Source organism: Sphingopyxis sp. PET50, assembly GCF_025244705.1.
GTDB lineage: Bacteria > Pseudomonadota > Alphaproteobacteria > Sphingomonadales > Sphingomonadaceae > Sphingopyxis.
In genome coordinates this window covers 889,090-909,354 of the sequence record NZ_CP104207.1, presented here as the reverse complement: position 1 = coordinate 909,354, position 20,265 = coordinate 889,090, and the positions used below count along the sequence as shown (strand labels likewise).

At 66.0% G+C, this 20,265-nt stretch carries 15 protein-coding genes and 1 pseudogene; 5 read left to right on the top strand and 11 right to left on the bottom strand.

What is annotated here, in order from left to right:
- Positions 1–20 precede the first annotated feature (20 nt).
- The 4 genes and pseudogenes from bioB to N0A20_RS04670 form a co-directional block, all read right to left on the bottom strand.
- Entirely contained in the window at positions 21–1,121 is a 1,101-nt protein-coding gene (bioB, locus tag N0A20_RS04685) for a biotin synthase BioB (protein WP_260582826.1), read from the bottom strand.
- Positions 1,118–3,265, bottom strand: a complete 2,148-nt coding sequence (scpA, locus tag N0A20_RS04680; protein ID WP_260582824.1) for a methylmalonyl-CoA mutase — start codon at positions 3,263–3,265, stop codon at positions 1,118–1,120. Before scpA ends, bioB begins: the two co-directional genes overlap by 4 nt.
- A gap of 202 nt (positions 3,266–3,467) precedes the next feature.
- Complete coding sequence (gene mce / locus N0A20_RS04675; protein WP_260582822.1) at positions 3,468–3,908, bottom strand: methylmalonyl-CoA epimerase; 441 nt, start codon at positions 3,906–3,908, stop codon at positions 3,468–3,470.
- A gap of 276 nt (positions 3,909–4,184) precedes the next feature.
- Positions 4,185–5,718, bottom strand: a pseudogene (locus N0A20_RS04670) (acyl-CoA carboxylase subunit beta).
- A 229-nt stretch (positions 5,719–5,947) separates the two neighbouring features.
- On the opposite strand from N0A20_RS04670, the gene N0A20_RS04665 reads away from it, so the two are divergent.
- A complete protein-coding gene (locus N0A20_RS04665) occupies positions 5,948–7,339 on the top strand; it encodes a short-chain fatty acyl-CoA regulator family protein (RefSeq protein WP_260582821.1) in 1,392 nt (463 codons plus the stop codon).
- A 1-nt stretch (position 7,340) separates the two neighbouring features.
- Here the strand turns inward: N0A20_RS04665 and N0A20_RS04660 are convergent, their stop codons facing one another.
- A complete protein-coding gene (locus N0A20_RS04660; RefSeq protein WP_260582820.1) occupies positions 7,341–8,234 on the bottom strand; it encodes a LysR family transcriptional regulator in 894 nt (297 codons plus the stop codon).
- Positions 8,235–8,348: 114 nt separating this feature from the next.
- Between N0A20_RS04660 and N0A20_RS04655 the strand changes: the two genes are divergently transcribed.
- A complete protein-coding gene (locus tag N0A20_RS04655) occupies positions 8,349–9,134 on the top strand; it encodes an SDR family NAD(P)-dependent oxidoreductase (RefSeq protein ID WP_260582819.1) in 786 nt (261 codons plus the stop codon).
- Between the two features lie 129 nt (positions 9,135–9,263).
- Here the strand turns inward: N0A20_RS04655 and N0A20_RS04650 are convergent, their stop codons facing one another.
- The 3 genes from N0A20_RS04650 to pgi all read right to left on the bottom strand — a co-directional run bounded on the left by N0A20_RS04650 (position 9,264) and on the right by pgi (position 13,329).
- Positions 9,264–10,280, bottom strand: coding sequence for an NAD-dependent epimerase/dehydratase family protein (locus N0A20_RS04650; protein ID WP_260582818.1), 1,017 nt, complete (start codon positions 10,278–10,280; stop codon positions 9,264–9,266).
- 103 nt (positions 10,281–10,383) lie between these two features.
- A complete protein-coding gene (gene gor, locus N0A20_RS04645) occupies positions 10,384–11,730 on the bottom strand; it encodes a glutathione-disulfide reductase (protein WP_260582817.1) in 1,347 nt (448 codons plus the stop codon).
- 93 nt (positions 11,731–11,823) lie between these two features.
- Positions 11,824–13,329: a glucose-6-phosphate isomerase gene (pgi, locus tag N0A20_RS04640; RefSeq protein ID WP_260582816.1), complete on the bottom strand. Its 1,506-nt coding sequence runs from the start codon at positions 13,327–13,329 to the stop codon at positions 11,824–11,826.
- A 284-nt stretch (positions 13,330–13,613) separates the two neighbouring features.
- Here pgi and lepB point away from each other — a divergent pair, with 284 nt between their 5' ends.
- The 3 genes from lepB to era are packed head-to-tail and all read left to right on the top strand — an operon-like array spanning position 13,614 to position 15,999.
- On the top strand, positions 13,614–14,432 hold the full coding sequence (gene lepB / locus N0A20_RS04635; protein WP_260583822.1) for a signal peptidase I: 819 nt from the start codon (positions 13,614–13,616) through the stop codon (positions 14,430–14,432).
- Complete coding sequence (gene rnc, locus N0A20_RS04630) at positions 14,429–15,109, top strand: ribonuclease III (protein WP_260582815.1); 681 nt, start codon at positions 14,429–14,431, stop codon at positions 15,107–15,109. The genes lepB and rnc overlap by 4 nt, the downstream gene beginning before the upstream one ends.
- Positions 15,106–15,999, top strand: a complete 894-nt coding sequence (era, locus tag N0A20_RS04625; RefSeq protein WP_260582814.1) for a GTPase Era — start codon at positions 15,106–15,108, stop codon at positions 15,997–15,999. The genes rnc and era overlap by 4 nt, the downstream gene beginning before the upstream one ends.
- Positions 16,000–16,280: 281 nt before the next feature.
- Here the strand turns inward: era and N0A20_RS04620 are convergent, their stop codons facing one another.
- From N0A20_RS04620 to topA, 3 genes are read right to left on the bottom strand one after another with little or no spacing between them, the layout of a single operon-like run.
- Positions 16,281–17,027, bottom strand: coding sequence for a lipase family protein (locus tag N0A20_RS04620; RefSeq protein WP_260582813.1), 747 nt, complete (start codon positions 17,025–17,027; stop codon positions 16,281–16,283).
- A complete protein-coding gene (locus N0A20_RS04615; protein ID WP_260582812.1) occupies positions 16,954–17,586 on the bottom strand; it encodes a lipase family protein in 633 nt (210 codons plus the stop codon). The genes N0A20_RS04620 and N0A20_RS04615 overlap by 74 nt, the downstream gene beginning before the upstream one ends.
- On the bottom strand, positions 17,505–20,207 hold the full coding sequence (gene topA / locus N0A20_RS04610) for a type I DNA topoisomerase (protein ID WP_260582811.1): 2,703 nt from the start codon (positions 20,205–20,207) through the stop codon (positions 17,505–17,507). The genes N0A20_RS04615 and topA overlap by 82 nt, the downstream gene beginning before the upstream one ends.
- Between the last annotated feature and the right edge of the window lie 58 nt (positions 20,208–20,265).

Sequence of the window (20,265 nt, the reverse complement as noted above, 5' to 3'; positions counted from 1 at the left end):
TTCCTCTGGCCCCGGCATGCTCACTCCACCGCCTCCATCCGCATCGGCTCTTCACTCTCCATCGGGCGCAGCCCCAGCTTCGCGAACAGCGCCGCGTCCTTGCTGTCGCCCGCATTCGCCGTGGTCAGCAGCTTGTCCCCGGTGAAGATGCTGTTCGCGCCCGCCATGAAGCAGAGCGCCTGCGTCGCCTCCGACATGCTCTCACGCCCCGCCGACAGGCGCACCATGGACAACGGCATGGTGATGCGCGCGACCGCGACGGTGCGGACGAACTCGATATCGTCGATCTTCGCGAGCGGGGTATCGGCGAGCATGTCGCCGAGCACGGTGCCCTTCACCGGCACCAGCGCGTTGATCGGCACGCTGCCCGGATGTTCGGGCAGCGTCGCGAGCGTGTGGATGAAGCCCACCCGGTCGCTGCGCGTCTCGCCCATGCCGACGATGCCGCCCGAACAGACGTTGATCCCCGCCTGCCGCACTTCCTCCAGCGTATCTAGCCGCTCCTGGAACGTCCGCGTGGTGATGACATTGCCGTAATTCTCGGGGCTCGTGTCGATATTGTGGTTGTAATAGTCGAGCCCCGCGACCGCGAGCGTCTGCGCCTGGTCCTTGCTGAGCATGCCGAGCGTCATGCAGGTTTCCATGCCCATCTGGCGCACGCCCTCGATCATCTCGACGATCGCGGGCATGTCGCGGTCCTTGGGGTTGCGCCACGCCGCGCCCATGCAGAAACGCTGCGACCCCGCATCCTTCGCCTGCGCCGCCGCCTGCAGCACCGCGCGCACGTCCATCAGCTTGGTGGCCTTCAGCCCCGTTTCGGCATGCGCCGACTGCGAGCAATAACCGCAATCCTCGGCGCAGCCGCCGGTCTTGATGCTGAGCAAGGTGCATAGCTGCACTTCGCCGCGCGCATGATGGCGGCGATGGACGCCCTGCGCTTCCCACATCAGCTCGTCGAACGGCAGGTCGAACAGCTCGGCGATTTCCGCGCGGGTCCAGTTGCGACGAACTTCCTCGTCGCACCCCGGCGAAAGCCGGGGCCCAGTGCTGTCCAGAATCGACGGCTCTGCTCCGCTCTCGACCCCGGCTTTCGCCGGGGAGCAGTTCTGATTGATATTCATGCGGCATCCTCCAACGGCGGCATATTATGCCCTAGCAACCGCAGCACGTCGGCGGCGCATTCGACGACATTGCTGCCCGGCCCGTAAATCCCCTGCACCCCCGCATCGCGCAGATAATCATAATCCTGCGGCGGGATCACCCCGCCCGCGATCACCTTGATGTCGTTGCGGCCGGCCTCGCGCAGCTTGGCGATCAGTTCGGGGATCAAAGTCTTGTGCCCCGCCGCGAGGCTCGAGGCGCCGACGACATCGACTCCGCTCTCCAGCGCCAGCACCACCGTTTCCTCGGGCGTCTGGAACAGCGGCCCCGACACGACGTCGAAGCCCATGTCGCCGAAGGCCGAGGCGATGACGTTCGCTCCGCGGTCGTGTCCGTCCTGCCCCATCTTGGCGACGAGCAGCTTGGGTTTGCGTCCCATGCGGCGTTCGACCGCCGCGACGCCGTCGAGCACCTGCTGCCAGCGCGCATCGCCTTCGTAAGGCGCGGCATAGACGCCCTTCACCGGGGTCGGCTGGGTCGCATAGCGGTTGAAGCTTTCCTCCATCGCCGACGAAATCTCGCCGAGCGTCGCGCGGGCGCGGGCGGCCTCGACCGCATGCGCGAGCAGATTATTCTCGATCGACTGCTCGCCCGCCGCGGCATCGCGCAGCGCCTTCAGCGCCGCCTGGCACGCCGCCTCGTCACGGCCCGCCTTGGTCTTGTTGATGCGCGCGATCTGCGCCTCGCGTACCTTCGTATTGTCCACTTCCAGCGTTTCGAGCAGGTCTTCGTTGGCGAGGCGATATTTGTTCACGCCGACGATCACATCATCGCCGCGGTCGACGCGCGCCTGCCGCGCCGCCGCCGCCGTCTCGATCATCGCCTTGGGCCAGCCCGCGGCGACCGCCTTGGCCATGCCGCCTTCCTTCTCGACGCGCTCGACGATCTCCCACGCCTTGTCGACCAGCTCCTGCGTCAGCGCCTCGACATAATAGGAGCCGCCGAGCGGATCGACGACCTTGGTCATCCCGGTCTCTTCCTGGATGACGATCTGCGTGTTGCGCGCGATACGCGCCGAGAAATCGGTCGGCAGCGCGATCGCTTCGTCGAGTGCGTTGGTGTGGAGGCTCTGCGTGCCGCCGAGCATCGCCGCCATCGCCTCGATCGTCGTGCGCATGACATTGTTGTACGGATCCTGCTCGGTCAGCGAGACGCCCGACGTCTGGCAATGCGTCCGCAGCATCTTCGACCGCTCGTCCTTGGCGCCGAGATTGGTCATCACGCGGTGCCACAGCACGCGCGCGGCGCGCAGCTTGGCGATCTCCATGAAGAAGTTCATGCCGATCGCGAAGAAGAAGGACAGGCGCCCGGCAAACTTGTCGATGTCGAGCCCCGACGCGACGCCGTACCGCACATATTCCGCCCCGTCGGCGATGGTGAAGGCCAGCTCCTGCACCTGCGTCGCGCCGGCTTCCTGCATATGATAGCCGCTGATCGAGATGCTGTTGAACTTGGGCATCTCGCGGCTGGTGTAGCCGAAGATGTCGCTGATGATCCGCATGCTCGGCTCGGGCGGGTAGATGTAGGTGTTGCGGACCATGAACTCCTTGAGGATGTCGTTCTGGATGGTCCCGTCGAGAAATTTGCGATCGACCCCCTGCTCCTCGCCCGCGACGATGAAGAAGGCGAGGATCGGGATCACCGCGCCGTTCATCGTCATGCTGACCGACATCTGGTCAAGCGGGATGCCGTCGAACAGGATCTTCATATCCTCGACGCTGTCGATCGCGACCCCCGCCTTGCCGACATCGCCGACGACGCGCGGATGGTCGCTGTCATAGCCGCGGTGGGTGGCAAGGTCGAAGGCGACCGACAGCCCCTTCTGCCCCGCCGCGAGGTTGCGGCGATAGAAGGCGTTCGATTCCTCGGCGGTCGAAAAGCCCGCATATTGCCGGATCGTCCACGGGCGTCCCGCATACATCGACGCGCGCACGCCGCGCGTGAAGGGCGCGAAGCCGGGGAGGCCGGGGTCGGTCTGGACGTCCTCCGCCGTGTAGAGCGGCTTGACGTCTATCCCCTCGGGCGTGTGCCAGGTGAGGTCCTTGCCCTTCACTTCCTTGGCGGCGGCTTCGGCCCATTGGTCGCGGGTGGGTTTGTCGGTCATAATTCGTCTCTTGCCTCATTCCCCCTCTCCCCTTTGCGGGAGAGGGTTGCGGAAACTTGGCGGCTTGCCGCCTAGTTGAAGCTGGGTGAGGGGTTGCGGTCCAAAGGACCGCGCGAGCTTCGCTCGCAACCCCTCATCCAACTGCGGCTAGTTCGCTTCGCTCACAAGCCTTCGTATCCTTCTCCCGCAAGGGGAGAAGGTTTTAGTGGTCGCCCTTCGGCGTCTCCATGATTTCGGTCAGCACCCCGCCCATGTCGCGCGGATGGACGAAGAAAATCAGCGTCCCATGCGCCCCGATCCGCGGCTCGCCCAGCACGCGCTTGCCCAGCGCCTCGAACGCGGCCTTGGCGGCGTGGATGTCGGGGACTTCGTAGCACATGTGATGCTGCCCCCCCGCCGGGTTCTTCTCGAGGAAGCTGGCGATGGACGTGTTCCCCGGCAATGGTTCAATCAGCTCGATCTGTGTGCCGTTCAGCGCGCCGTCGGCGCCGGGTGTATCGACGAAACACACCTTCACCCCCTGCTCGGGCAGGTCGAACGGCTCATGAATCGTCGTCGCGCCCATTATATCGCGGTAAAAGACGATGCTGTCGGCAATCGACGGCGTCGCAACGCCGATGTGGTTTAAACGTCCCAGTTCCATAGCTTTTCCTTCATTCCTCCCCCGCTCGCGGGGAGGTGGCAGCGCGAAGCGCTGACGGAGGGGGGTGGCGTCCTCTCGCAACACCGCGCAAGGCCGACCACCCCCTCCACCATGCTTCGCATGGTCCCCCTCCCCGTTCCGGGGAGGATTTGGTTGGGGCGGCTTGGTTTCATTCAAACGTTCTCCAATTTCGTCATGCCGGACTTGATCCGGCATCCCGCTTTTCGCGCGTCGGATAGCGGGACCCCGGATCAAGTCCGGGGTGACGGTGAAATCTCACAACGGAATATTGTCATGCTTCTTCCACGGATTCTCCAGCTGCTTGTTCCGCAACTTCCTGAGTCCCAGCGCGATCCGCTTGCGTGTGTTGTGCGGGTGGATCACCTCGTCGATATACCCCCGCGACGCCGCGACGAAGGGATTGGCGAAGCGGTCCTCATATTCCTTCGTGCGCTGCGCGATCTTCTCGGGGTCGCCGATGTCGCTGCGGAAGATGATTTCCACCGCGCCCTTCGCGCCCATCACCGCGATCTCGGCGGTCGGCCAGGCATAGTTCAGGTCGCCGCGCAGATGTTTCGACGCCATCACGTCGTAGGCGCCGCCATAGGCCTTGCGCGTGATCACCGTGATCTTGGGCACCGTCGCCTCGGCATAGGCGAAGAGCAATTTCGCGCCATGCTTGATGATGCCGTTATATTCCTGCGCGGTGCCGGGCAGGAAGCCGGGGACGTCGACAAAGGTGACGATCGGAATCTCGAACGCGTCGCAGAAGCGGACGAAGCGCGCCGCTTTCTTCGACGAATTGATGTCGAGCACCCCCGCAAGCACCAGCGGCTGGTTCGCGACGATGCCGATCGTGCGCCCCTCGATGCGACCGAAGCCGCAGATAATATTGCCCGCATGCGCCTAGCTGCACCTCGAAGAAATCGCCCTCGTCGACCGTCTTGCGGATCAGTTCGTGCATGTCGTACGGCTGGTTCGCATTGGGCGGAATCAGCGTGTCGAGGCTCGGCTCGGCGCGGTCCCACGGATCGTTCGTGGGGCGAACGGGCACGCCGCTGCGGTTGTTTTCGGGCAGGTAATCGAAGAAGTCGCGCGTCGCGAGCAGCGCTTCGATATCATTCTCGAACGCTATGTCGGCGACCGAGCTTTTGGTCGTATGGGTGATCGCGCCGCCCAGTTCCTCCTGCGTCACCACCTCGTTGGTGACGGTTTTGACAACATCGGGGCCGGTGACGAACATGTAACTGCTGTCCTTCACCATGAAGATGAAGTCGGTCATCGCCGGGCTGTAAACCGCGCCGCCCGCGCAGGGGCCCATGATCAGGCTGATCTGCGGCACCACGCCCGACGCCAGCACGTTGCGCTGGAACACCTCAGCATAGCCGCCCAAGGAAGCCACGCCCTCCTGGATGCGCGCGCCGCCGCTGTCGTTCAGGCCGATGACCGGCGCGCCGACCTTCATCGCATTGTCCATCACCTTCATGATCTTTTCGGCGTGCCGCTCGGACAGGGCGCCGCCGAAGACCGTGAAATCCTGGCTGAAGACATAGACGAGGCGGCCGTTGATCGTGCCGCTGCCGGTGACGACGCCATCGCCCGGAATCTTCTGATTTTCCATGCCGAAATCGGTGCAATTATGCTCGACATAGGTGTCGAGTTCCTCGAACGAGCCTTCGTCGAGCAGCACGTCGAGCCGTTCGCGCGCGGTCAGCTTGCCCTTGCTGTGCTGCGCGTCGATGCGCTTTTGCCCGCCCCCCAGGGCAGCGGCGGCGCGGCGGCGTTCCATTTCGGCGATATTGGCGGACATGCAGCTCTCCCACGGGTTGCGAACAGCCTCCCCTGCCCGTTTGGTCATGGCGAGGCAAATGTGAATTTGCAAAGTTGCAAAGTACAAGTTTGCAAACTAAGGCTTCTTTTGATCCGTTCGTGCTGAGCTTGTCGAAACACCGCTCTTGCCTTGCATCAAAGCAAATACGGCCCTTCGACAAACTCAGGGCGAACGGGAATTGAGGTGTTTTGAATGCGCCAACGAATCTTTGCCTAGCAATCGCCTCAAAACGCTCCGTCTCGAACGCGGCTTCAAACAGGCCGAGTTCGCTGCCGCCCTCGCCATCTCCACCTCCTACCTCAGCCAGATCGAGCACGACGACCGCCCGCTGACACCCGCCCTCCTCGATCGGCTGCAACGCCTGTTCCCGCTCGAATGGGAGGAGGTCGCCGCCGATACCGGCGACCGGCGCCAGGGCGCGCTACGCGAGGCGGCGGCCGATCCGCTGTTCGCCGCGGCGCCGCTGCCCCCAGACCAGCTCGAACGCGCTGCGCTCCAGCAACCGCAGCTCGCCGACCAGTTCGTCGCGCTCCACGCCGCCTATCGCCGCGCGGGCCAGCGGCTGCAGATGATCGACGAGGCGCTGACCGGCGGCACCGCCGAGGGTAGCCGCCTGCCGTGGGAAGAGGTGCGCGACTGGTTCCACGACGCGGGCAATTATGTCGACAGCATCGACCGCGCCGCCGAAGTGCTCGCGTCGCAGCTGCGCGGCAAATCGCCCTCCCCCGCGGTCGAGACGATCGAACGCCGCCTGCGCGACGCGCTCGGCATTTCGATCGTCTACAACCAGACACAGGCGCTGCGCGACTATGACGCGACGATGCGCCATCTGGTGATCGACCCGTCGCAGCCCGCTGAAAGCCGCCGCTTCCAGCTTGCGCACCAGCTTGCCGCGCTGGCGCTGGCAGGCGAGATTGCGGCGGTGGTCGAGGCCAGCCCGCTGCGCACGGCGGCGGCGCGGCAGTTGCTCCACGTCGGGCTCGCCAATTACGCCGCTGGCGCGGTGCTGATGCCCTATTGCCCGTTTCGCGCCAGCGCCCGCGCGGTGCGGCACGATATCGACCGGCTGCGCATGGATTATGGCGTCAGTTTCGAGCAGGCGTGCCACCGCCTCTCGACCCTCCAGCGTCCCGGCGCGCGCGGCATCCCGATGTTCTTCTGCCGCGTCGACATGGCGGGCAATATCACCAAGCGGCACTCGGCCACGCGCCTGCAATTTGCGCGCTTCGGCGGCGCCTGTCCGTTGTGGATCGTGCACGAAGCGGCGGCGATCCCGGACCGCATCCTGTTCCAGCTCGCCGAGACGCCCGACGGCGTGCGTTACGTCTCGATGGCGAAAGGGCTGGTGAAGCCGTCGGGCAGCTACGCTCGCTCGCCCCGCCGCTACGCGGTCGCGCTGGGGTGCGAGGCGCAATATGCCGCCGACTTCGTCTATGCCGATGGGGTCGACGTCACGGCCCCACAGGCGGCGACCCGCATCGGGTCGTCGTGCCGCATCTGCCCGCGCGACGATTGCGACCAGCGCGCTTTTCCGCCCAGCGACCGCCCGATCCTCGTCGACCCCGACCGCCGCGACGTGGTGCCGTACCGGATCGGCTAGGCTAGGGCGCGATCACCAGTTCTTCCTCCAAGAAATCGAGAAAGGCGCGAATGCGTGCGGCGGCGCGGTCCTCGGGAGCGTAGAGCGCGTGAATATCCTCGCCATCGCCGGGGTGATAGTCGGGCAGCAGTTCGACGAGCTGGCCAGCCGCGAGATCGGCGGCGACGTGGAAATGGCCGTGGCGCGAAATGCCGCCGCCCGCGACCGCCATCTGACGCACCAGCTCGCCGGAATTGCCGAAGAAGCTGCCGGGAACCGGGCGGTGAACGATCCGCCCGCCGATGCGGAACGGCCAGCTGTCGATCGAGCGGCGGAAGCTGAAGCGCAGGCAGTCGTGCCCGTCGAGGTCGTCGGGCGCGCGCGGCATGCCGCGCCGTGTCAGATAGGCGGGGCTGGCGACCAGCACCATGCGGCTGTGGCCGAGTTTCTTGGCGCGCAGGCTGGTGTCGCGGAGCGGGCCGATGCGGATCGCGATATCGGCGCGCTCCTCGACCAGATCGACGATCGTGTCGGAGAGCGCGAGGTCGAGGACGATCTCGGGATAGCGCGCGGTGAATTTGGGCAGGATCGGCAGCAGCGGCACGCCGATCGACGGCGAGGCATTGACGCGCAGCAACCCGCGCGGTCCCTGCTTCGCGCGGCCGAGGCCGTTTTCGACCGTCTCGATCTCGGCGAGCAGCACGCTCATCCGGTCGCGATAGGCGCTGCCTTCGGCGGTCAGCGCCAGCGAGCGTGTCGTGCGGCGGAAGAGGATGGTACCGAGCCGCGCTTCGAGCCGCGCGATGCTGCGGCTGACCGCCGAGGGGGTGAGCCGCAATGCCTTGGCCGCGGCCGCAAAGCTGCCGCCGCTCGCCACCGCGAGGAAGGTCTCGATATCGCCGAACCGGTTGTCCATCGCCATTCCTGATTTTGAATCACTTCTGAAATGATGAGTGACATTCTAATCAACAATGGGCCGCCGCGCTATCTTCGCTTTCGGAACATCGCACCCAACCCAAGGAGAACAGCCATGGACCTGAAACTCAAAGGCAAGACCGCCCTCGTCACCGGATCGACCGCCGGCATCGGCTTCGCGATCGCCAGGCGCCTCGCCGAGGCGGGCGTCGAGGTCGTCATTACCGGCCGCAGCCAGGCGAAGCTGGACGACGCCGCCGCCGAATTGTCGCAGGCGGGCGTCATTCGCCCTGTCCTCGCCGATCCCGCGACCGCCGAAGGCGCCGCGACGCTGATCGCCGCGGTCCCCGAAATCGACATCCTCGTCAACAATCTCGGCATCTATGAAGCCAAGCCCTTCACCGAAATCAGCGACGCCGACTGGCACCACATCTTCGAGGTCAATGTCGTCAGCGGGGCGCGGCTGTCGCGGCATTATTTTCCGAAGATGATCGAAAAGAACTGGGGCCGGGTGATCTTCATCGCGAGCGAAAGCGGGCTGCTGCCCCCCGCCGAGATGATCCATTACGGCATGACCAAGACCGCGCAGCTCACCATCGCGCGCGGCCTTGCCGAGCAGACCAGGGGCACCGGCGTGACGGTCAATTCGGTGCTGCCGGGGCCGACGCGGTCCGAAGGCATCGTCGATTTCATCCAGTCCGTGGTGTCGAACCCCGACGCCCCCGAGGCCGAGCGCGAAAAGGCCTTTTTCGAGGAACTGCGCCCGCTGTCGCTGATCCGCCGCCTGATCGACGCCGACGAGATCGGCGCGATGACCGCCTTCCTCGCGAGCCCGCTCGCGGCGGCGACCAACGGCTCGGCGATCCGCGCCGAGGGCGGGATCGTGCCGACGATCGCGTGATATCCTCCCCTCCCGCTTGCGGGAGGGGTCGGGGGTGGGCAAGCGACGCTGCTGAGCCCACCCCGCTGCGACTAGGAAGCAAGCTTCCAAGTCTCGCTGCCCCTCCCGCTTGCGGGAGGGGTTAGCGCTTCAGACCTTCACGATCCCCCGCTCGATCAGGCTATGCGCCGTCGCGAGGATCGCTTCCTCGGGCGACCGCATCGTCCAGCCGAGGCGCTGCATCGCGTGGCTGCTGTCGCCACCGCGGACGTTGCCGAGTTCGGCAACCACCTGCTTCAATTCGGGCCGGAAGATCGCCAGCGCCTTGAGCAGCCAGTCGGGCATCCTGCGCGTCGGCACCTTGCGCGCCTGCTCGCCCAGATGGGCGGTCAGGATATGCGCGACGTCGATGAATTTCAAAAATGGCCCCGAGCAGACGAACCGCTCGTCCCTGATCCCCTCCACCGTCAGCGCACGATAATGCATGTCGGCGACGTCGCGCACGTCGATGATGCCGAAACCGACGTCGGGGCATAGCGGCACCTTGCCTTCGAGAAGCTGCTTTACGACCTCGATCGAGGTCGACAGATCGTCCGAGAGCAAGGGTCCGAACACCGCCGCGGGATTGACCGAGGCGAATTCGATATCGCCGCCCTCGGCCGCGACCCAGTCGCGCGCGGCGCGCTCGGCGACGGTCTTCGAGCGCGGATAGGGCATGACGTCGGGGTTATCGAGGTTGGTCCAGTCGGTTTCGTTGTAGAGCTCGCGGCCCTTGCCATGGCCATAGGCGATGGCGGCCATCGACGAGGTCAGCACAAAACGCTTGATGTCGGCCGCCCTGGCGAAGCGCAGCGCGCGCAACACACCTTCGCGCGCCGGGATCACCAGTTCGTCGGCATGTTTCGGCACGGCGAGCGGAAAGGGCGACGCGACATGCGCGACATGGGTGCAACCCGCGATGGCTTCGGCCCAGCCGGCGTCATGTTCGAGGTCGGCAGCGAAAAAGCGCAGCTTGCTGTCGTCGACGCCCAGCCAGCCGCGTACCTCGGGCTCGCGCTTCAGGCTGCGCACCGTCGTGTGGACGTGCCAGCCATTGTCGATCAGCTGCCGGATCAGGAAGCCCGCGATATAGCCGCTGCCCCCGGTGACCAATGCCGTGCCCGCCATGCGCCCCTCTCCTTGCTTGTTGCAGCGAGAATAGCACTGGCCGTTCCCCGGCGAAAGCCGGGGTCCATTCCGCCTTCTGGACCCCGGCTTTCGCCGGGGCGCATCATTTCAGCAGCACCAGTTCCTCGGCCATGCTCGGATGGAGCGCGACCGTGGCGTCGAAATCGGCCTTGGTCAGCCCCGCCTTCACCGCAATCGCCGCGGCCTGCAGAATCTCGGGCGCGTCGGGGCCGATCATGTGGAGGCCGACGACCTGATCGGTCGCCTCATTGACCACCATCTTGTACAGCGCGCGCTCGTTGCGTCCGGCGAGGACATTCTTCATCGCGCGGAAGTCGCTGGTGTAGACACGGACCGAGCCGAGCTTGTCGCGCGCCTGCGCCTCGGTCATGCCGACGGCGCCGATCGGCGGGTGGCTGAACACCGCGCTCGGAACATTCCGATAATCGACCACGGTCGGCTTGCCGCCGAAGACCGAGTCCGCGAACGCCTGTCCCTCGCGGATCGCGACCGGGGTGAGCTGGATGCGGTTGGTGACGTCGCCGACGGCATAGATGCTCGGCACCGACGACTGGTTGGTCTCGTCGACCTTGATCGCGCCATGCTCGTCGAGCTCGACTCCGACGTCTTCCAGCCCGATGCCCTTGGTGTTCGGCACGCGGCCCGCTGCCACCAGCACCGCGTCGGCGACGATCGGTTCGCAGCCTTCGAGCATGACGGTCAGCGATCCGTCGTCGTTCCTGGTGATCGACTGGAACGGCGCGTTGAACCGGAACTCGATGCCCTTGGTCATCGATATCTGCAGCAGCCGGTCGCGGATCTGTTCGTCATAGCCGCGCAATATCGTGTCGCCGCGGTTGACGATCGTCACCTTGCTGCCGAATTCGTTGAAGATGCCGGCGAACTCGTTGGCGATATAGCCGCCGCCTGCGATCACGATGCGCTTCGGCAGGGCTTCAAGGTGAAAGACCTCGTTCGAGGTGATGGCATATTCGCTACCCGGAAAGTCGGGCACATGCGGCCAGCCGCCGGTCGCGACCAATATGCGTTCGGCGGTCAGTTCGGTGCCGTCGGCGAGCCGCACCTTCTGCGGGCCGACGATCGTCGCGCGTGTCTTGAAGACGGTGACCTTGTGATTGTCGAGCGTCTGGCCATAGAGGCCCTCGAGCCGGTCGACTTCGGCCAGCACATTGTCGCGCAGGACGTTCCAGTCGAAGCGCGGCTCCGGAATGTCCCAGCCGAATTTGCGCGCGTCGTGCAGATCCTCGGCGAAATGCGCACCATAGACGAGCAGTTTCTTGGGCACGCAGCCGCGGATGACGCAGGTGCCGCCGACGCGATGCTCCTCCGCCACCGCTACGCGCGCGCCGTGCGACGCGGCGATGCGCGACGCGCGGACGCCGCCCGAGCCCGCGCCGATGACGAAGAGATCATAGTCGAAATCGCTCATGGAAGACCCCTGAAGATGCGCCGTCAGGCATTCGCAGCGGCCGCCTATGTGGTTACGCGGCGGCGGCTTGCCAATCGAATTTTGCGCTCAGTCTTATTCGCCGAGCGCGGCCTGCATCAGCGCCTGCGTCGCGGGATCGAATTCCATCGTCCCCTCGGCCAGCCCCTTCGCCATTTCCTTGCCCAGTTCGACCCCGAACTGGTCGAAGGGGTTGATGCCGAGCAGCACCGCATTGGCGAAGACGCGATGTTCGTAAAAGGCGATCAGCGCCCCCAGGCTGTACGGCGTCACCTGGTCGAGCAGGATCGTCGTCGAGGGCCGGTCGCCCGGATAATCGCGCGCACCGTCGGTGCCGGTCCGTCCGGACATCAGCGCCGCGCCCTGCGCGATGCAATTGGCGACGAGCGTTTCGTGATGCGCCTCGTCGAGCAGATGCTCGGGCTCGCGCGCGACGACGAATTCGACCGGGACCAAGTGCGTTCCCTGATGGAGAAGCTGGAACACCGCGTGCTGCGCGTCGGTGCCGACGCCGCCCCAGGTGATGGCGGCGGTGGCGTGGCCGACCGGCTCGCCGCCGAGCGTCACCGCCTTGCCGTTCGATTCCATTTCGAGTTGCTGGAGATAGGCGGGGAGCAGCCGAAGCCGCTCGTCATAGGCGAACACCGCGCGCGTCTGGCAACCGAGCCGGTTGGTGTAAAGCTGGTCGGCGAAGGCCGCGAGCAGGCAGATATTGTCGGCCCCGTCGCAAAGGCGGAAATGCCGGTCGACCTCGGCCGCTCCCTCCAGCATGTCGGCGAACGCGTCCCAGCCGAGCGCGAGCGCCGCAGGAAAGCCGATCGAAGACCAGAGCGAATAGCGCCCGCCGACCGTCTCGCTGAACGGCAGGATGCGCGTTTCGTCGATGCCCCATTCCATCGCGCGCTCGGGGCTGGCGGTGAGCGCGATGATGCGGCCATAAGGATCGGGCACGCCCGCCTCCTCGATCCATTGCAGCGCCGAGGCGGCGTTGAGCAGGGTTTCGGTGGTGGTGAAGGTCTTCGACGCCACCGCGACCAGCGTGCAGGCGGGGTCGAATTTGGCGAACGCCTCCGCGAGCGCGGCGCCATCGACGTTCGAGACCACCGCGACGTCGTAGCGCGAGCCGCTGCGCCCCAGCGCATCGACGAGCAGGTCGGGGCCGAGCGCCGACCCGCCGATGCCGATGTGGAGCAGGTGCCGGACCTCGCCGAATGCCCCCGCCTCGATCGCGTCGATCAGCATCCGCATCCGCTGATGCAGCGCCTGCGCGCGGTGCACCGATTCGGGCGCGCCGTCGCCGCGCTCGGCGCTATGCTCGGCAGCGCGCCCCTCGGTCGGATTGGCGATGCCGCCCGCGAACAAGGTCTTGCGGCGCCCGGCGAAATCCTGCGCTGCGGCGAGATCGGACAGGATCGCGATCGCCGCATCGTCGAGATGGGTCTTGGCGAAATCGAAGCGGATGCCGGCGACATTGCGTACCAGCCGGTCGAGCCGCGTGGCGGGATCGGCGGCGACGAGGTCGGTCAGCCGCTGCGGTTGCCAGTCGGCGAGTGCCTGCCAGGCTTGATCGGCGGTGGTCATGCATTGCTCCAGTCTGTGACTCCCCCTATCCGTTCGCATCGAGCGCAGTCGAGATGCCGATCGTGGGCACGCGCCTTCGGGGTGTCTCGACTTCGCTCGACACGAACGGGGAGAGAAAGAGAATTCCATAGGTCCACCGCCCTCTCGGCGCCAGTGCCGTCCGCCGATATTTGCTTGCGCGATGACCTATTCAGCGCCAAATGCGCGCGATGACCGATGCCAGCCTGACCGCCGACACGCCGCCCCCCGCCGACCCCGCGACGCCCGCACCCACCCCCGCCCCGATGAGCGCCAAGGAAGAAGCGATCGACACGGTTCGCTTCCTGGCCTGGCTGGCGGTCGCGGTTCTGATTTTCCGCAGCTTTTTCCTGTCGCCCTTCAACATTCCGTCGGAATCGATGCAGCCGCGGCTGCTGATCGGCGACTATCTGCTCGTGAACAAGATGGCCTATGGCTATTCGAAATACAGCCTGCCGTTCAGCGTGCCGCTGATTCCCGGACGCATTTTCGCCAAGACACCCGAGCGCGGCGACGTCGTCGTGTTCAAGGCGCCGCCGCTCAACGACAATGACTATATCAAGCGCGTCATCGGCCTGCCCGGCGACACGGTGCAGGTGATCGACGGCATCGTGTGGCTGAACGGCAAGCCGCTGCCGCGCGAGAAGATGCCGGACTTCGTCATCCCGGTAACCCCCAATATGATCGAGGCGGCGCGCGCCGAGGGAACCCTGCCCTGCTTCTCGATGCAGTTCGAGGAAGTCGGGCCCGATGGCCAGCGCCAGTGCCGCTATACGCGCTTCAAGGAAACGCTGCCGGGCGGCAAAAGCTACGCCGTGCTCGATATCATCGGGATCGCGCAGGACAATACGCCGTTGCGGACGGTGCCCGCAGGCCATTTGTTCCTGATGGGCGACAACCGCGACCGCAGCGCCGACAGCCGCTTCCCCGCGCAGGAAGGCGGCGGCATCGGGCTGGTTCCGGAGGAAAATCTGGTCGGTCACGCGCTGGTCGGCATGTTCTCGACCGACGGCTCGGCGAGCTGGCTCAACCCGATCAGCTGGTTCACCGCCGCGCGCTGGGGTCGCATCGGGGAAGGCTTTTGACGGGCGGCGCCTCCGCCGAGACGATCGCAGCCATCACCGGCGCCGCGCCGCGCGACCTGGCCCTCTATCACGAGGCGCTGACTCATGGCAGCAGCGGGGCGGCCGATTATCAGCGGCTCGAATTTCTCGGCGACCGCGTGCTCGGCCTGGTGATCGCGTCGGAGCTGTTCCGGCGCTTTCCGCAGGCGAGCGAGGGCGAGATGTCCTCGCGGCTGCATGTGCTCGCCTCGGGCGAAACCTGCGCGAAGATCGCCCAGGGGCTCGACCTCAACGCGCATGTCCGCTTCGGCAGCCAGGCGATCGGCGACGGCGGGCGCCACAGCGGCAATATCGCCGCCGACGTGCTCGAGGCGCTGATCGGCGCCTTGTGGCTCGACCTTGGCGAAGACCCCGCGCGCGCCTTCATCGTTCAGCATTGGGGCGCGATGATCGACGGACAGGTCGCGGCGCCCAAGCATCCCAAGGCGGCGCTGCAGGAATGGGCGGCCGCCAAGGGCCGCCGCCCCCCCGAATATAGCCTGATCCGCCGCGAAGGCCCCGACCACGCCCCGCGTTTCCGCGTCGGCGTGACGATCGGCAAGCTCGCCACGGCGGAGGGCGAGGGCGCATCGAAGCAGGCGGCCGAAAAGGCCGCGGCGATCGCGATGCTCGCGATCCTCGAAGGACAGACGGAATGACCCAGCGCTGCGGCTTCGTCGCCGTCGTCGGCGCCCCCAATGCGGGCAAATCGACCCTTGTCAACGCGCTCGTCGGCCAGAAGGTCGCGATCGTCAGCCCCAAGGCGCAGACCACGCGCACCCGGCTGATGGGCGTCGCGATGGAGGGCGAGGCGCAGATCGTGCTGATCGACACGCCCGGCATCTTCGCCCCCACCCGCCGCCTCGACCGCGCGATGGTCGCCGCCGCCTGGGGCAGCCTCGAGGAGGCCGAGGCGATATTGGTGATGGTCGATGCCGCCGCGAAGCTGACGGGGCGCGTCGAGCGCGTGCTCGAAGGCGTCGCGAACCGGCCCGAGAAGAAATATCTGGTGCTCAACAAGGTCGACCTGACCAAGAAGGACAAGCTGCTCACGATCGCGACCGAGCTCAACGGAAGGCTTGCGTTCGACGAAACCTTCTTCATCGCGGCGAGCAGCGGCGACGGCGTGCCCGAACTCAAGGCGCACCTCGCGACACTGATGCCCGAGGGGCCGTGGCACTTCCCCGAAGACGAGGTCAGCGACGCGCCCGAGCGGATGCTCGCCGCCGAAATCACCCGCGAGCAGCTCTATCGCCAGCTTCACGAGGAGTTGCCGTACCAGTCGACGGTCGAGACCGAATTGTTCAAGACCCGCCCCGACGGCAGCGCCGAGATCCACCAGCAAATCTATGTCGCGCGCGACAACCAGCGCGCGATCGTGCTCGGCAAGGGCGGTAGCCGGATCAAGGAAATCGGTGCCCGCGCCCGCGCCGAACTGGCCGAGCTGATGGGCCGCAAGGTCCACCTGTTCCTGCACGTCAAGGTCAAGGAAAATTGGGACGAGGACCGCGGCGTATACCGCGACATGGGGCTCGACTGGGTCGATTGAGGAGACGGATTTTGCAGCGGCCGATTTCGATTATCTGGTTCGACCGCCTGTTCTGGGCATCCATCCTCACCAGCTTCCTGACCACCGCATTCGCCTGGAATGACATGATGGCCGAGTTGGAGCGCGAGGCCGCAGGAATTCGGTCGGCGACCGCGGTCGGGATAACCGTCGCGATCCTGGCCATCACCTTGGTCATTTTGGGCGCCCTTTGGTTCGGTATCACGCGGCGCGCGAGCAATGTCGCGAAATGGATCTATGTGGTGCTGACCGGCCTTGGCACGCTATCGACGATCGCCTCGCTCTTCGATCCCAACAGCTTGAGCGGAATGTGGCTGCTCGGGACATTGCTTTCCACCGCGCTCTCGGTCGCCTCGGTAATCTGCCTGTTCCGCGCCGACGCGGTTGCGTGGCTGACCGGCAAGGGACCGGTCGATCCCGGCATATTCAACTGAGGCGCTAGATCTCGCTCGGCAGTCGTCGGGTGGCGCTTCACCCGCGAACCGCGCGCCGATCCACGCCAGCGTCTCGGCCACGCTGTCCTTCGCACTCGTGCCATGTTCGGTGCCGCGCATTTCGACCCAGCGGATTTTCGTGCGATTGCGGCACGCCGATCTTGCGAATGTGCGCGTCACCGCGGGTGCGACGATCGTGTCCCGGTCGCCCTGCGCAATCAGCAGCGGCCCCTGCACGCGCGCCGGATCGACGCTGTTGGCGCGCGCGAAGGAACCAAAGGGCTCGATCGTCGCGATATCCTTGTTCTTCGTCGCACGCGCGACCGTCACGATGCCCAGGATCGTGCCGAGCCTGGGCTTCTTTTCGAGGCTGACGCAATTATTCTGGGCCAGCCGATGGATGATTCCCTGATTGGTGCGGTTGGCGATGGCGTCGAGCGGGAAGCCGTAGAGTTCGGACCAGCTGTGCAGCGCGAAGGACAGCAGCAGCGCGCGCGCATTCTTATCGCTGCCCTCGCGCAGATTGGCGGCGAGATCGGTCGGTGGGGCCGCCGCCGCGGCGCCGACAAGCGTCAACTCGGGAGCATAGGCCTGCGCGCGCGTTGCGGTCCACAACGCGGCGTGCCCACCCTGCGATCTCGCCCCAGACGGCAAAGCTGCTCCCCGCCGCCGCGCCGGGAATCGCGCGCGCCGCGCGCACGCCGTCGAGCACCGCGCGCGCGGTGTCGTCACCGATCAGGAACGGATGCATCGTCGGGCTGCCAAGCCCGATATAGTCGGGCGCGACCACCACATAGCCCGCGCGCACCGCAGGCTCGACCCCCGCCGAGGCGGAGAAGAAATCGCTGCTGAGCGACGGCGCGCATTTCTCGGCGACGCCCCAGGCGCCATGCGTCCAGGCGATGACGCGGCGCGGGCGCGGCGACACCGCCTCCATCGGCGCGGCAACGATGCCGGTGACCTGCATCGGCACCCCCGCCCCGTTCGTCGTCCAGTAACGCACCCGCCACGCCTGAACGCCCGGCGGCGCATCGGGCATCGGCTCGGCGGCAATCAGGCTCCCGGCCTGCTGCGCGGTCGCGGGTACGGCAAAGAGCGAGCAGAACGCCGACAGGATAACGAGCAAGCGGCGCATCGAAGTACCTCCCGATGCGCCATGCTAACACGCGAGAGCGGCAACGAAAATGCCGCTCGTCCCCTTATTCCTTTGCCGCCGCTTTCTTCGCTCGGCACCTTTTTCTTCGCGGGCGCCTTCTTGGCCGCAGCCTTCTTTGGCGCCGCCTTCTTCTTGCCTTTCGCGGGGCCCTTGGCCGCGCGGGCGTCGATCAGCGCGATCGCCTCCTCCTCGGTCAGCGCGTCGGGTTCGACCGACTTGGGCAGGGTCGCATTGGTCGTGCCGTCGGTGACATAGGGACCGAAGCGCCCGGCCATCAGCTTCATCTCGCCGCCGCTGGTCGGGTGCGCGCCGAACGTCTTGAGCGGTTCGACCTTGGCGCGCCCGCGCCCGCCGCCGTTCGCGGCTTCGGCGATACGCACCACCGCCGCATTCATGCCGATGTCGAAGATTTCGGCGGTGCCCGTTAGCTTCGCATATTTGCCGTCATGGAGCAGATAGGGGCCGTAGCGCCCCAGCCCCGCCATGATCGGCTTGCCGCTTTCGGGATGCACCCCGACCTCGCGCGGCAGGTTCAAGAGCCGGATCGCATAGTCGAGATCGAAATCCTCGCCGGGGATATCCTTGGGGATCGACGAGCGTTTCGCCTCCTTGCCATCGCCGAGCTGGATATAGGGGCCGAAGCGGCCGCTGCGCTTCGTGACTTCCAGCCCGCTCTCGGGGTCGGTGCCCATCGTCTCGGGCCCATTGTCGGCGGCGCCGTCCGCACCGCCCGGCTGCGCGAATTTGCGGGTATATTTGCAGTCGGGATAGTTGCTGCACGCGATAAACGGCCCGAACTTGCCGCCGCGCAGCGCCAGCCGACCCGTACCGCAATTGGGGCAGAGCCTAGGATCGCTGCCGTCGCCCTTGTCGGGGAAGAGATAGGGGCCGAGGAATTCGTCGAGCGCCGCCGTGATTTCCGACGGTTTCTGTTCCATCACCTCGCCGGTGCGCGGCTTGAAGTCGCGCCAGAAGCGCTCGAGTACCGCCTGCCACTGCGCGCGGCCGCCCGACACATCGTCGAGCTCCTCCTCCAGCCCGGCGGTGAAGTCGTAGCCGACATAACGTTCGAAGAAGCGTTCGAGGAACGCCGTCAGCAGCCTCCCGCTCTCTTCGGGAATGAACCGGTTCTTCTCGACCGTGACGTAAGCGCGGTCCTTCAGCACCTGCAGGATCGACGCATAGGTCGACGGCCGCCCGATGCCGAGTTCCTCCATCTTCTTGACAAGGCTCGCCTCCGAATAGCGCGGCGGCGGCTGGGTTTCGTGACGTTCGACCTCGACCCCGGTCTTGGCGGGGGCATCGCCCTTCGCCATCGCGGGGAGCAGGCGCGCGTCCTCGTCCTCGGCGTCATCGCGGCCCTCGTCGTAGAGCGCGAGAAAGCCGGGGAATTTCACCACCTGCCCCGTCGCGCGCAGCACCGTCTTGCCGGTGCCGTCGGCAAGGTCGATGCTCGTGCGTTCGAGCCGCGCGGAGGCCATCTGGCTCGCCATCGCGCGCTTCCAGATCAGTTCGTAGAGGCGGCCATGGTCGCCGCTGCCGAGCTTGTCCTTCGAAAAATCGGTCGGACGGATCGCCTCGTGAGCCTCCTGGGCGTTCTTGGCCTTTGTCTGGTACTGGCGCGGCTTGTCGGGGACGTAGCCGCCGTCGTAGCGCGTCGCGATCGCCTTTCGCGCGGCGCTGATCGCGCTGTGATCCATCTGGACGCCGTCGGTCCGCATGTAAGTGATCGCGCCATCCTCGTAGAGGCCCTGCGCGATGCGCATCGTGTGGCTCGCCGAGAAGCCGAGCTTGCGCGCGGCCTCCTGTTGCAGCGTCGAAGTGGTGAAGGGCGGCGGCGGGTTGCGCGTCAGCGGCTTGGTCTCGACCGTGTCGACGGTGAAGTGGCCCGCCTTCACATCGGCCTCGGCGGCGCGCGCATCGGCTTCGGTACCGATCGACAGCCGTTCGATCTTGTCCCCGTGCCAGCGCGACAGACGCGCCTTGAACGGAGTGCCGCCCATTTCGAAAAGGCCGGTCACCGACCAATATTGCTGCGCGACGAACGCCTCGATCTCGCGCTCGCGCTCGACCACCAGCCGCAGCGCGACCGACTGGACGCGCCCCGCCGACTTGGCGCCGGGCAGCTTGCGCCACAGCACCGGCGACAGCGTGAAACCGACGAGATAGTCGAGCGCCCGGCGGGCGCGATAGGCGTCGATCAGATCGTCGTCGAGCGAGCGCGGATGCGCCATCGCGTCGGTCACCGCCTGTTTGGTGATGGCGTTGAAGGTCACGCGGTCGACCGAAGCGGGAAGCGCCTTTTTCGCGCGCAGCAGTTCCTGGACGTGCCAGCTGATCGCCTCGCCCTCGCGATCGGGGTCGGTCGCGAGGATCAGGCGGTCGGCCTGCTTGGCGGCATCCTGAATTTCCTTCAGCCGCTTCGCTTTGTCCGGATAAAGCTGCCACTGCATCGCGAAACCGTCTTCGGGATCGACCGACCCATCCTTGGGCGGCAGATCGCGGACATGGCCATAGCTTGCCAACACCTTGAAATCGCGACCGAGATATTTTTCGATCGTCTTCGCCTTGGCGGGAGATTCGACAATGACCAATTGCATGAAAAACGCGTTCCCCGAAAACTCTTACGTACGTACGCGCGAGGGTGGCGGGGGGCAC